Below are 13,634 nucleotides of genomic sequence, written 5' to 3'. Positions count from 1 at the left end.
GTTTAGATAAGGGTTATCAATCACAAGAGCTAAAGAGAGAACTTATTGCTCGGCACTTCGTCCCTCACGTTCGTTCACGAGGCGAAGAAAAACAAGATAAGACAAACTCAAGAACTCCAGCCCGTAGATGGGTAGTCGAACGTAGCCACAGTTGGTTAAATCGCTTTCGAGGATTATTAATCCGCTGGTCAAAGAAGGCTGAAAATTATGAGGCCATGTTATATTTTGCCTGCGGCCTTATTGTCTGGAAAAAATGCCTATCGGGATAGGCTCTTAGTTGAACAACCTGTTTCAATTATGCTGTGTGAATTACACCATCATATTCCACAAGTAAAAGGAAGAAGACGCTTCTATTGCGTTAATGGATGGAGCCTAGAGTGTGAATGGACAGGATATAGACTGGCTGATTTTTTAGCCCTAGCCAATCCCACAGGGAAATTCGTGAAAGCAACAAGTTTAGGTGGCTATGTCGATACCACCTCTATCGAAACGCTACTTCGAGGAGATAGCTGGTTAGTGACTCATATGGATGGTGAGCCGTTATCTTTTAAACGTGGTCAACCTGTTCGTCTAATGGTTTTCGACCTATATCAATTCAAAGGGGTAAAAGCGATACAGTCTCTAGAAATTACTGACACCTATGAAAAAGGCACATGGTCAACTGTCGGTTATACCGATGCGACCATTCAACCATACCCACACCGGGCCATCGATAAAAATGAGAACATCATGCCGGAAGCACACTTGTTAGCTCTATTTGAACAAAGTCAAATTGCAGGTGAGTCACTATGATCGATATCTTTGAGCATAAAATTGTCATTGTGATAAAAGAAGGTTTGGATAAAGGCATCACCGCAAACAGAGCCGCCGTACTAATGTCAGGTTTATCTGCAAAGTACCCTGAAATTATAGGGTGTGATCATAATACCGCTGACGGTAAAACAATTAATGGCTTTACGCAACTACCTATTATTATTTTGACCATCCCTGAGTCGAAAAGCTATTTTGAATTATTAGATCATACTCATCAATTAGATTGCTACTCCTCGGTATTTTTAGAAAGAGCACAAGGTGTTCGTTCATACAGCGAATACTCTGCATCAATATCCGATGATCACTATATGAATTTAGATATTGATTCCGCTATTTTTTTTGGTACCAAAAAATCCATCAATAAAATCACCAATAAATTGCCACCAATGAGATAATTATGAACTGGAGTGAGCTTTATACTTTAATTGCTATTACAATGGTGACTATTGTCACACCGGGGCCAGACTTTCTTATTGTGGTAAAAAACACATTATCAGGCTCTCGGGTTGCAGGTATACAAACAGCATTTGGTATTTCAACAGCAATTTGGGTACATATTGCTTACTCTATGCTCATCGTTAACTTAGCAACCACTCAATCAGCCATTTTAATGGACATACTGCGTTATTGTGGTGCAGCTTATCTTTTTTACCTAGGTATCAAAGCTATCACGTCGACACCAATGCCGAATAACGTTCAAACAGTAAATACTGTTGGTGCCAAATACTGGCGACAGGGTTTTTTAAATAATGTGCTCAACCCCAAAGCAACATTGTTTTTCTTAAGTGTATTTAGTCAAGTGATTGCCCCCAATATTAGTTTTAGTCAGCAGCTATGGTACGGGGTAGTGATTACCGCTATCTGCTTAACCTGGTTTTGTCTTGTTCCTATTTTATTAACCATAGAAAAAGTTAAACCTTTACTGGATAAAATCATGTACCCGTTTGAGAAAATTGCAGGCATACTGTTTATCAGTTATGCCCTGAAATCGATATTTATATAGTTAAAGTCAATACTGTCTATGGCCTGTGTACTGTCAGTGAACCTACATAGACATCGTAATGATCGAGGCGGGTATCTGATACCCGCTTTTTCATTCTGAGCAAATGTCTTGTTATTCTTCAACATCAACGTCTTGTTCCATCTGCGCTTGTTTTTCCATGATCACAGGTAGCGCATGCTGTTCACCCCAGACTTTCAACGCTAACAGGATCGGTTCCAATGAGCGCCCCATCTCCGTCAGGCTATATTCCACCTTAGGGGGCACTTCCGCATAAACTTCACGATGGACCAAACCAACACATTCTAACTCTCTCAATTGTTTGGTGAGCATACGCTGAGTGACGGTTACCAGAAGTCGCTTCAGTTCATTAAACCGCAGTGTTCCTCCCAGCAAGTGATAAAGGATCACCCCCTTGCCTTTACCACCGAACAATTCCAGCGAGGCTTCAACCGGACACCCTTCATAGCTGTAAGACTTGTATCTAGTGCGCTTCATTTCATAGTATCCTTTTTGTACCTATGTACCATTTATGTGCGTACTTGTCATTTAGACCAGTATCTCTATTATATACTTCAGCCATCATACAGCTAATAACAAATACAATTAGAGATAGTAAAAATGAACCTTATCGAAGTAGCAAAAGCACGATACTCAACCAAAGAATTTGATAGCGAAAAAAAAATCCCTGCCGAGCAGTTTGAGCAAATCAAAGCCCTATTACGCCTCAGCCCTTCGAGCGTTAACTCACAGCCATGGCACTTCCTCATCGCCGATAATGACGATGCGAAAATGCGCCTGAGCAAAGGCACTCAAGGCCTTTACGCCTTCAATGAACCCAAAGTACTCAACGCCTCGCATGTCATTTTATTCTGCGCGAAAACCGATATTACTGATGAGTACCTACAGCACTTACTTGATACCGAAGAAAAAGATGGCCGTTTTGCCACGCCGGAACTGAAAAATATGATGTCTGGTGGCCGAGCAATGTTCGTTGGCATGCACCGTGATGAACTGAAAGATGCGCAGCATTGGATGGAAAAACAAGTCTACCTGAATATGGGGACAATCCTGCTTGGTGCTGGCGCACTGGGTATTGATGCTGTGCCGATTGAAGGTATGGATGCCGCGATCCTTAACGAAGAGTTTGGTTTAGTTGAAAAAGGCTATACCGCGGTAGCACTGATCGCGATGGGATACCATAAAGACACCGATTTCAACGCCAAATTACCGAAATCTCGCCTACCTGAAGATGAAATAGTCACTCTGCTATAAGCCAGTAAGTGTCTACAGACTAACAATGCGTACTGTCGAGCAAACCTCACGGCCGTAAGCATAACAACAAAACGGCGCGAGTCTCTAATCGAGAGTCGCGCCGTTATTTTACCAATCAAGAGAGTAAGTAGTCAGGTAATCGCGTATGAATGAACAAATACTTATGTCAATTAGGATTACTGGCTCACTAGCCCATATGGCAAACCATCAAACATTGTCGGCTGCTGTTGGATAGTTGGTACGGCATTGGCGCTGTGCCAATCAAGCAGCATGATTGCCAGCACATTGCGATGCTCGCCATCTTTCAAATTCGTACTTCCGTTCACCGCGGGCACCATCCCGGCTTTACGATTCAGTGATTGCTGAATGACCTGGCGAGTTTTTGCGACCACAGGATCATTTTCCTCACCCGCAAGCAAAAAGTTAATCCCAATCTCTGCCACAACATCCGCTTTTGAGCGTTGAATGATGGAATCAATATGGGTGCGGTAATAATCGTAAATCCACTGAAAATTCTCCTCATCAACGTCATACTGGTAATATTCGGTCGCGGCAAGAATGATGTGTGTCATGCCATAGAGCTTATTCATATATTGCTGATCACTCAGCGAGGCATCTTTGTCATCAGGGTACGTGGCACGAAACGCCGCGATGAACTCATCCACCACGTCTTGCTCATCTAGCTGACGTAACCAGTACACTTGATTGGCTAACTGCGCGGCCCATGCCTTTATCATCTCAGGATCTGTCGCATATTTACTGAAATCATAGCGGCGGATCACCTGACGTAACTTATCATCATCACGGTGCTTCAAGCCATACTCATTCGCGCGTGCCATCGAACCGAGCAAATCGACACCCAGATAGAAATACTCAGGAGTATCACGAGTTGTTTGATACCTTAATACACTTCGTACGTCTGTTTTTTTGCTATAGCGCTCAAGCCGCTGTGCGGAATACGCACTGATCTGCTCTGGGGTATACACCTCAGAAGCAAAATAATTGAGTCGACTGGCCACCCGTGCAGTGTCTGCCCATACTGCAGCCTGATATTTATCGTGTTGTGTCTGACGATACATACGCAAACCATAATGCCCCATCTTAAAGGCGGGTAATGTATAGAGCTGACTTTCATAAGTCTGGCGTATTAAAGCGGCATCTTGTTGATAGCTTGGAAACTGCTCACTACGTTGTAACGCATGGCTAGTATTACGTTCCAGATTGGCATCGGCCCACGATAGTGGTGCGGCTAACAACGCACCAATCACCAATACACAGGGCGCAGCAGGACGTAATGCTTTCCAAACCCATTTCATATTCTTACTCCATGCAAATTCAATTTTTAGGCAAACAATTACCCGCTCCCAAACACTTAGCAGCGGCAAGGTGGCAAAACTATCAGAACGCACATATAACCGCGTCAATTTAACGTAAAATAATGCTTCTTAATGAGAAGCCCTATCAAAATAATATATCCGTTCCGCGCTGCCCTTTTTCTGACCTCTGCATAAGTATGATGCTGTTTTTATCAAAACTCTAAACATTGAGCTTATTAATAGCAAAACATGTCAACTTATTGTTATCAAAAGTAATGACAACGCAATAGAGCCCATTTTTTAACCAAACGATATCGGTATGTTACAATATATTTCATTTGAGGTTTATAACACAAGACAAAACCTCTCCCAACATATTGTATTTAATGACATTAATACTACCCAAGCTTGCGATGATTATTTTTCAACCTTTATGAGATATTAAAAACACAACCTTGCTTCCATTTTCTGCTTTTTCAGAAAACGCCTACATTTTAATATTTCAAACCTCACAGGAAATTAAGCCGTCAACCTAAAACGCTCATTCATCATTACAATAAGAAGAGAAAGTAAAATGGCATCATCTCTAAATAAGGTATCCGTTACAATTATCATAGCAATGGCTAATCTTGCCACAATACAATCCGCGAATGCTCACGGCTGAGCGAATACCATTTTGACGACTGCAACCTACATTGAAAATGATGTTGTCACTCATAATGACAAAACATGGAAAGCGGCTGGTAGAACCCAAATGAACAACCGAGTGTGAGCCATATATGGAAGCACTTACGATGAACTAAGGGCGAAAGGCCAGGCACCAACTGGCAAATGCGGGGAGTATGGCGTAAGCGATAACTCGTCGCAACATACCCGCGAGCGTTTAATTGGCAGCAACCAGCCTGCGCGATGCAGGCTGCCTTGTATGGTTAATACTGCCCCACTCATGAGTATTAATGTGGCAAAAAGAAGAGCAACACCATTGTGCGTAAAACGTACACTCTAAAATTTTAGATAACCCAAAGTGGGTAATTTACAAGATAGTTAATATACATTTCACAATGTTGCCTTCCTTATTGGCGCCAACTACCCATTTTACGTAAATTAACCAGCACACTAAATAATGCTTAGGATTACTTAGCGATACTATCTCGCCTTCAGTGAGGATAATAGCTGTTTGCCAAACACATTGATCAGCGCGCCGGTTACAATCAGCCCACCACCTGCATAGGTCCACACAGATGGTATTTCATTAAAGACCCAGACACCCAGCAGCGCAGAAAACACGATCTGCACATAAGAATAGGCAGATGCTTTACCGGCCGCTTGAGTTTGCATTGCTTTAGTCAGGCCATACTGACCCACTTGCGTAAAAATCCCGACCAAAACCAACATGACAGTAAGAAATACGCTTGGCCATACAAAGCTATTCCAGATCAGCGTTGTCGATACAGGCAAAGCAACTAATGGGAAATAAAAGATGATGACAGAGCTGTCTTCCGTCTGGCTCAGCTTTCTCACAATGACGTAAGCGATAGAGCTACCCAAAGCACCGCACAGTGCAATCATAATGCTAAATAGCGGTAACTCATTGGTGATCTCACTGTGCATATTTGGCTGAATCATCACGAATAAACCCGCAAGGCAAAATGCGATGCATATCATGGTCGATTTCTGGACATGCTCTTTGAGAAACAACACCCCCAATATGGCGGTAAAGATGGGATGCACATATTGCAATATGGTGGCTTCTGCCAAAGGCAGTGTCGTGACCGCATAATACACACACATGAGCGACACGGTACCAACCGCCCCACGCATAAACAGCAGCGGCTTATTGTTTCCCCATAACGAAATGCGTTTTCGCTTAACATCTAAATAACTGATGATCAGCGAGACTAGCGCTCTTGCCGCTACAATTTCAAAAACAGGAATACCGTAATTACTGACATACTTCACGCACGCAGACATAAGCGCGAAGCCAAAGGCCGAGAGGATCATAAACCTGACCCCAACAGGGATCAGTGACAAAGAGAAAGCAGGCATAAAAGAATCAGTCACATTGAGAGGTAAGGAATCATATCGTAATTTGCAAGAGTCGACCTACCTGTTTCTTGTGGCGATGTGGGTTTGTGACTATCGAATCGTTGACCTCTGCACTTAATAGATATACATTAATCGTTATTCGACGATTAACTATCACGGCTAGCGAATGAGTGTTACATGCAGAGACAACTGCGAAGTGGCTTTTGAGACGACGCAACAGAAACTCGATAAGGAGCAAGCTCTGGCAGCGCAAGCGAAAGCCTTGTCGCATCCAGCACGTTTGCGCATTCTACATATCCTCCACACGCTTGATACCCTAGGAGGTTGTCTGAACAGCGACCTGGTCTCTGAGCTGGGTCTGGCACAATCTACCGTTTCCGAACACTTACGTATTCTTAAGCAAGCGGGCTTCATCAGCGCCGAGCCTAACCCACCTAAAGTATGTTACCGCATTCAACGTGACGCACTTGATGGGTTTAACTTAGGATTTTCGGCCTTATTTAACTAATTGCCTCAGCACACTTATAAGGTGCGCTGGGATAACAATACTTTAATTAATCGCAATTCGACGATAGACGATAAGGAAAAAACCATGACAACGCAAGTTTCTAATAGCGCCAGCGACAACATGAGCTTTCTCAATCGTTACCTGACGGTATGGATTTTTGTCGCAATGGTTATCGGTGTGGGCATTGGCGCGGTATTCCCAGAAATTGCCGAGCTGAATGAATCCATGTCGGTAGGTAGTACAAACATACCATTAGCTATTGGTTTAATTTTGATGATGTATCCACCTCTCGCGAAGGTAGATTACAGTTTATTAGGCCAAGTAACGAAAGATAAAAAAGCGATCACACTGTCGCTGATCATGAACTGGATTGTCGGTCCTATTTTGATGTTCATACTGGCATTAACCTTCCTTGGCGATCATCCGGGTTATATGGTAGGCATTATCCTGATCGGCCTTGCTCGTTGCATTGCGATGGTTCTGGTTTGGAATGACATTGGCGGCGGTAACAAAGAGTACGGAGCCGCTTTAGTTGCACTAAATAGTGCTTTCCAAATTGTGACCTATAGTGTCATGGCTTGGCTGTTTATCACTGTATTACCTCCCATCCTTGGTTATGAAGGTTTTGTGGTTGATATATCAATGATGGATATCGCAGAAAGCGTACTGATTTACCTTGGTATCCCGTTCCTAGCCGGCTTCTTAAGCCGCAAATGGCTAGTCGCGGCGAAAGGCGAACAATGGTACAACGACGTATTCATTCCTCGCATTTCTCCAATTACTCTAGTTGCACTACTTGCCACCATCGTACTGATGTTCAGTCTAAAAGGTGAGATGATTCTTGAATTGCCGATGGATGTATTTCGCATAGCGATTCCACTCACAATCTATTTCGTGTTGATGTTCTTCGTGAGCTTCTTCGTTGGTAAAAAAATGGGTATCGATTATGACAAAAATGCCTCTATTGCTTTTACTGCGACGGGAAACAATTTTGAACTCGCTATTGCTGTCTCTATCGCCGTATTCGGTCTGAACTCTGACCAAGCATTTGCCGGTGTGATTGGCCCTCTGATTGAAGTTCCGGTTTTGATTGCGCTGGTTAATGTCGCACTTAAAATGAAGAAAAAATACGAACCAGTAAGTATCTAGAGTTTTAAATCGCCATCAGAGCCAGATCCGACAACGCTTGCAATATAAACTCTAGTCTCGGGCTCAGTGCAGAAAATTAGTAGATAAAATACGTAGCCTTGCTGATTTAACGGTGAGGTTAAGCGCTTCTAATCATGGGTGTTATGGTTAAGCCATCCCAATATGACCTTTTCAGTCAAATTACCTAACAAGCAGAACTTTTTAACTAGACATTTAGTGAGACTGCAATAGCCATGCATTGATACGATTACCACACTTTTTTTTGTGTGGGGGGTTATATGGCCGTTACTGTTTGTGCTGATGGATTGAGTGTGATTCACAAAGGTTCCGGTGGTGAAGCTAATGCAACACTCCCTGACGTTTGTTTAACTACAGTGGGGACGTCTGTTGTTCCCATTCCCTATGGGAATAATGCTAAATCTGCTGATTTGACTGATGGTACGACTACAGTTGTAGCAGACGGAGGCAATAGTATTGCCATCAAAGGCTGTAAGTTTTCTAAAAGTACCGGGGATGCCGGAGGCGATAAAAAAGGGGTATCCTCCGGAACTATAGAAGCTGAAGCTGAATTTATTACTGCATCGCCGACGGTTAAAATTGAGGGGAAAGGAGTATGCCGCCTTTCTGATCAAATGACCATGAACAAAGCCAACACCATGTGTTTAGGCGGAGCACAAAATCCATCTGTTTCAGTGGCTGAAGACAAGGAAGGCACGTACACGATCGATATCCATTGTCGTTACCCAGATAGTGAACCACTAAAAAATGCTAAATTTGTCGTGGAAGATCCTGCGGGCTCTCAACTTGCAAAAGGGCAACTTGATGATAAGGGAAAAGCCAGTGTATCCGGCTTACCCAATACTAGCTGTAAGGTTGTTTATCAAGAAGATGTACGGCCATATCAAGTCAAAAAACGTAGACCCCCCAACCCCCACAAAAAAGACATCTGTGACGATGAGTTCTTTGTCTTAAGTGCAAAAGAGAAACTACCTTTCTGGCTACCGAGAAGCGTGAATATTCAACGTGATAGCTGGGGATTCTTTGATGTTAATATTAGCACTGACCCTGATTTTAGGGACATGGTGGGGGCCGAAATTCGTGCTTATGTTGAGTTAGATTTAACAAATCAAGAAGTCCAATATTTATCTGAACAAATCATCGCTTTATTAGATAACGATCGAATTAATGATGAGCACGTTACTGTTCTCATTGGACAAGTCGCACCTTTGTTAGATTCACAAGGGGAAGTCATTCATGTATTAACCCACATTCATCCAGAAGAGTCGAAACATAACTTAGTCGCTGTAATGCGTCATATGGGATACGGTGATCCACAAGCTTACCTTGATGAATTTTGTTGGGATGATCAAAAAAATCAAACGACTAAATTTGCCTCTGAGATCTTAGAGCGAACAGAAAAACGACTAAAATGTCTGCAAAACTACGCATCGATAGCTGGTTACCCTACTACTGAGGACATCATTAGTAAGCAATTTGATAAGGTGTCTCAGGCCAAAAGGCGTCTCCCTGATCAAATAAGTAAGGCCATCACCTTATTAAAAGAGAAAACAACCCAGATACAAAACAAAGGCCAAACACCTACAGTGGTGCTTGGTGATACGGTTGGCCACGCAACGCCCTCTAGAAAAATTAACGATGTGGTACAAGTACGACAACATCTTCCTACTCCGCTCGTTGTCGCACTAACCTATGATGATATGGAAAAAACGCCTGTTTCAGGTATACCTTACAAAGTTCAATATGCCAATGGCGAGCTTTTTGAAGGTTGGCTAAATGGTCAAGGAAAAGCACTAATACATGGCGTACCCGATAAGCAAAAGCCCCATATCGAATTTGGTAAAGACGAAGATAAAACTGAGGCAGATGCTAACATCGAGAGTGTTTACCAATCTCTTGACAGTGAAACGACTAAATTAGCGCAGGAATTAGTTAAGCAAGCTATAGCCCGAAATCTCTCCCGCCCACAACCCGATCCGGAGCTAGTTGAACAGCTGAAGGCATTAGTCGATGACGAGCTAGCAGAGCTTAGAGCGAGGAAGGCGGAATTTAATCATGCTTCTTTCGTTGAGCAAGGTTGGGCTTATGGCCAACAAGCACTCAATGGTGTAGTCGATGGGGTGGTAAACTATATTCCGGATTTCGGTGAAATTGGGGATATTTTAAATGAGCTAGATATTGACCCAACTGTTCTCATTGATGCGCTAGTAACCGGAGATATTGATGAATTGCAGCGAGCGCTACAAAATATCGATAGAGCAAAGATCGGTCTTCAACAAGCCAGCGAGTCGATGGAAGCGATACTCCTGATCATATCTGATGAAAAGATCCGGGAATACTTACTGCAAATACCCGTGAAATTCCTAGATGCGATCCCTCAATGTGAGCTAGCTAAAATTGCAGCCTCTCAATTGACTCAGAAAGGGATCGATTTGGGTATGGTTTGGGGCGGATCGGCAGCGACAACAGCAGGTGCAGCTTTGTTAGGTTCAGTTACGACTACGCCTATAGGTGGCGTGACAGCCGCAGGGGCAACGGGGCCTGCAACCTTTGCTGCACTGACAGGCATAGCTGTGGCGCGTTCTGGAGGAAAGGCGCTTGAACCATTAATGGAAGCGTTGAATAGGATTGTAAAGCTTAAGAAAAAACAGTTAAATCGCCACAAAAAAGAGCCCGAAGACAAAGAAACGAATCTACCCAAAATTTGTCCGATTTGTCATGATTCCAAATGTAAAAACCGTAAGCGGTTGAAGCCTGGTAAGGGTAACAATAACCGTGGCAACTATGACGCGGTGATGAAAAGAGCCTACCGTAAAATCGGCAAAGTGTATCCGAATAATCATGATTGGTATGTGGGCGAGGGTTGCTTGGAAGTACACCATGTAATCCCGGTACAAGCTGTTAACCAAAAGAGATTTAAAACACTGTTTGATAATTTCAGTTATGATATCAACGAAATTCATAACTTAGTGGTTTTGCCGGGTAAAATGGCGTTGGCCTGCGAACTGTATGTGCAGCGCCATCAGGGCAATCACTCGCAAGGAATGGCACTCAACCTGCAAGGTGGTCAGGTGCTCAACCTGCTTACAGGTCATGAGCAACATAACCGCCATGACAAGATTAAGAATTTCAACAATAAATTATTTAAAAACAAGAAAATAAAAGGTGATGATTTCCGCTACCCTATGGCAGCGAGAAAGCAAGTATTGGATTTGAAACGCCGTATTGAGAAAGGGGTGTTGTGCGATCATGCGGGTAATCAGGATAAGCTCAATGAGATGTTTGAACATGAAATGAAAAAACACAGTAAGAAAATACTGGGTTACATTCAGGACTTCACATGGACGATTGCTTATGACGGCCGCGACTATCGTGACGGTGGTCCCGGTTGTAGCAATGTTTCTACAATCAAAAATAAAAGACAGGGCTTACAACGCGCGAATATATGTGATAAAGAAAATCGTGATCATGGTTTTAACTTGGGCCAATTTACAGGCACATTACAACTAGGAAAATAAATGAAATACGACAGCCAATATTATCTATTGTGTGAATCCGGTCATGCTGGGTTTTATATGCTTGGAGAGGATGAAGGGTCTGATGATGGGCTTGCACATCTGATGGCTCTTCGCTCTCTCAAACGTGATGTTAAAGGTCGTGGAAAAGTAAAAGTTTATGAAGGCAACAAAGCCAAGTTTACCCCCTGTGATTACCATGAGATAGCCGAGCAGATGGTCTCGGAAAAATTCCGCCAGGTGCTGCTTCCTTTTAATCTGCCAGGGGTGGATTTTTATCCCACTGACGTCACCAATGACGACAAGGTCTGGTCAGATTACTACATGATGCATATCTGGCAGCATCACAAGGCTATCCATCATGGACGCTCTGTGATTGATGGCACCTACGTCAAGGATGATTTCTTCCTTGAGGCATTGTCCTTGGATGAAACTGTGCTGGATAAAGTGCCTCTGGAAGAGCGATTGGTCTTCACATTAGAAGAAAAACCGCAGTTTCTTTTCCATGAAACCGTGGTCGAAGCCCTTGAGGCGGCGAACCTCTCCGGCATTGGTTTTATTAGAGTCGACGAATGGGGGCCTGGTGCAATGTTTAGTGACGAGGACTTCGGTGATTTGTAATATAAAAAGAGTACAGCTATCTCCAGTGGCACTGAACATAAAAGGTGTCAAACAGCCAGAAAGTGTATTTCTTCTCCTTTAGTAGTTTTGATGCCAGCTTTATGATGCATGCTTTCCTAAGAGAGTGTGCATCATTTCGAAAGGTATTTTAACTACATCCCAATCCACCACACTTTCGGCTTTATACTTGCCTTTAGCGAGCATTTTTGTGTGTACCACATCGTTTATAGCTAAGGGAAAACTGCTCAGTTTGACATACTTTTATTTATGACAAAGGTCATCATTAGGTCATTAATTCTATCTCGTTTCTAAGAAGAGCGATTCAAATTACATGCCTTGTTAGATGAAACAGCACTAGCTGCCTGCATGGTTTATGTTGATCTCAATCCTGTCCGTGCTGACATAGCAAAAACATTACTGCCTTTTGAATCACCGCGCCAATATGCCCAAACGTTTCCCGGCTATTTGCTGCTGGTCGATGAAACAAAGCATGCTATTCGTGATGGCAATAAAGGAAGTATATCCGACAACGCTTGCAATATAGACTCTAGTCTCGAGCTCAGTGCAGAAAATTGGTGGAGAAAAACACGTAGGCTTGCTGATTTAACGGTGAGGTTAAGCGCTTCTAATCATAGATGTTATGGTTAAGACTGGTTTTAGCTTGGGCCGATTTAATAGAAAATTACAACTAGGAGCATAAATGAAATACGACAGCCAATATTATCTACTGTGTGAATCCGGTCATGCTGGGTTTTATATGCTWGGRSAGGAWRARGRGTCTGATGATGGGCTTGCACATCTGATGGCCAAACGCTCACTCAAGTGTGATGTTAAAGGCCGTGGAAAAGTAAAAGTTTATGAGGGCAACAAAGCCAAGTTTACCCCCTGTGATTACCATGAGATAGCCGAGCAGATGGTCTCAGAGAAGTTCCGCCAGGTGCTGCTTCCTTTTAATCTGCCAGGGGTGGATTTTTATCCCACTGACGTCACCAATGGCGACAAGGTCTGGTCAGATTACTACATGATACATATCTGGCAGCATCACAAGGCTATCCATCAGGGACGCTCTGTAATTGATGGCACCTACGTCAAGAATGATTTCTTCCTTGAAGCATTGTCCTTGGATGAAGCGGTGCTGGACAAGGTGCCTCTGGAAGAGCGGTTGGTTTTTAGACTTCAGGAAAAACCACAATTTCTTTTTCATGAATCCGTGGTCGAAGCCCTTGAGGCGGCGAACCTCTCCGGTCTTGGTTTTTTTCCAGTAAAGCAATGGGGGCCTGGTGCGACCTTTAGTGACGAGGACTTTGGTGATTTGTAACACTAAAAGAGTACAGCCTTCTCCAGTGGCACTGAACATAAAAGATGTCAAACAG

Annotated in this window: 14 protein-coding genes; 11 read left to right on the top strand and 3 right to left on the bottom strand. The window is 43.2% G+C overall.

All coding sequences use genetic code 11. From position 1 onward, the window contains the following. The 4 genes from L4D12_RS15870 to L4D12_RS15855 all read left to right on the top strand — a co-directional run. Positions 1 to 269 (top strand): transposase (locus L4D12_RS15870; protein WP_428448817.1); only part of this gene is annotated, 269 nt, incomplete at its 5' end. Next, positions 208 to 792 (top strand): molybdopterin-dependent oxidoreductase, encoded by a 585-nt coding sequence (locus L4D12_RS15865; protein WP_428448816.1) that lies wholly within the window; start codon positions 208 to 210, stop codon positions 790 to 792. The genes L4D12_RS15870 and L4D12_RS15865, both read left to right, overlap by 62 nt. Further along, positions 789 to 1,208 (top strand): DUF2000 domain-containing protein, encoded by a 420-nt coding sequence (locus tag L4D12_RS15860; RefSeq protein WP_428448815.1) that lies wholly within the window; start codon positions 789 to 791, stop codon positions 1,206 to 1,208. The genes L4D12_RS15865 and L4D12_RS15860 overlap by 4 nt, the downstream gene beginning before the upstream one ends. A 2-nt stretch (positions 1,209 to 1,210) precedes the next feature. Further along, the gene (locus tag L4D12_RS15855; RefSeq protein ID WP_428448814.1) at positions 1,211 to 1,816 is read left to right on the top strand and encodes a LysE family translocator; all 606 of its coding nucleotides are present in this window, start codon (positions 1,211 to 1,213) and stop codon (positions 1,814 to 1,816) included. Between the two features lie 111 nt (positions 1,817 to 1,927). Here L4D12_RS15855 and L4D12_RS15850 read toward each other — a convergent pair whose 3' ends face one another. Then, positions 1,928 to 2,311: a winged helix-turn-helix transcriptional regulator gene (locus L4D12_RS15850; protein ID WP_428448813.1), complete on the bottom strand. Its 384-nt coding sequence runs from the start codon at positions 2,309 to 2,311 to the stop codon at positions 1,928 to 1,930. A gap of 123 nt (positions 2,312 to 2,434) precedes the next feature. Here L4D12_RS15850 and nfsB point away from each other — a divergent pair, with 123 nt between their 5' ends. Then, complete coding sequence (gene nfsB / locus L4D12_RS15845) at positions 2,435 to 3,088, top strand: oxygen-insensitive NAD(P)H nitroreductase (protein ID WP_428448812.1); 654 nt, start codon at positions 2,435 to 2,437, stop codon at positions 3,086 to 3,088. Positions 3,089 to 3,264: 176 nt separating this feature from the next. Here the strand turns inward: nfsB and L4D12_RS15840 are convergent, their stop codons facing one another. Beyond that, positions 3,265 to 4,404, bottom strand: a complete 1,140-nt coding sequence (locus L4D12_RS15840) for a DUF3541 domain-containing protein (RefSeq protein WP_428448811.1) — start codon at positions 4,402 to 4,404, stop codon at positions 3,265 to 3,267. A 1,146-nt stretch (positions 4,405 to 5,550) separates the two neighbouring features. Then, positions 5,551 to 6,450, bottom strand: coding sequence for a DMT family transporter (locus L4D12_RS15835; RefSeq protein ID WP_428448810.1), 900 nt, complete (start codon positions 6,448 to 6,450; stop codon positions 5,551 to 5,553). A 166-nt stretch (positions 6,451 to 6,616) separates the two neighbouring features. Between L4D12_RS15835 and L4D12_RS15830 the strand changes: the two genes are divergently transcribed. The 6 genes from L4D12_RS15830 to L4D12_RS15805 all read left to right on the top strand — a co-directional run bounded on the left by L4D12_RS15830 (position 6,617) and on the right by L4D12_RS15805 (position 13,579). Further along, positions 6,617 to 6,958: an ArsR/SmtB family transcription factor gene (locus L4D12_RS15830; RefSeq protein ID WP_428448809.1), complete on the top strand. Its 342-nt coding sequence runs from the start codon at positions 6,617 to 6,619 to the stop codon at positions 6,956 to 6,958. Between the two features lie 84 nt (positions 6,959 to 7,042). Then, complete coding sequence (gene arsB, locus L4D12_RS15825; protein WP_428448808.1) at positions 7,043 to 8,107, top strand: ACR3 family arsenite efflux transporter; 1,065 nt, start codon at positions 7,043 to 7,045, stop codon at positions 8,105 to 8,107. 278 nt (positions 8,108 to 8,385) lie between these two features. Continuing rightward, a complete protein-coding gene (locus L4D12_RS15820; RefSeq protein ID WP_428448807.1) occupies positions 8,386 to 11,643 on the top strand; it encodes a PAAR-like domain-containing protein in 3,258 nt (1,085 codons plus the stop codon). Next, positions 11,644 to 12,261 carry an imm11 family protein gene (locus tag L4D12_RS15815; RefSeq protein WP_428448806.1) on the top strand — a complete coding sequence of 206 codons (618 nt, stop codon included), beginning with the start codon at positions 11,644 to 11,646 and terminating at the stop codon, positions 12,259 to 12,261. A gap of 336 nt (positions 12,262 to 12,597) precedes the next feature. Further along, positions 12,598 to 12,909 (top strand): hypothetical protein, encoded by a 312-nt coding sequence (locus L4D12_RS15810; protein WP_428448805.1) that lies wholly within the window; start codon positions 12,598 to 12,600, stop codon positions 12,907 to 12,909. A gap of 52 nt (positions 12,910 to 12,961) precedes the next feature. Then, positions 12,962 to 13,579, top strand: a complete 618-nt coding sequence (locus tag L4D12_RS15805) for an imm11 family protein (RefSeq protein ID WP_428448804.1) — start codon at positions 12,962 to 12,964, stop codon at positions 13,577 to 13,579. Positions 13,580 to 13,634: the final 55 nt, after the last annotated feature.

Source organism: Photobacterium nomapromontoriensis, from assembly GCF_050336815.1.
Classification (GTDB): Bacteria; Pseudomonadota; Gammaproteobacteria; order Enterobacterales; family Vibrionaceae; genus Photobacterium; species Photobacterium nomapromontoriensis.
This window is presented reverse-complemented; position numbering and strand designations above follow the sequence as displayed.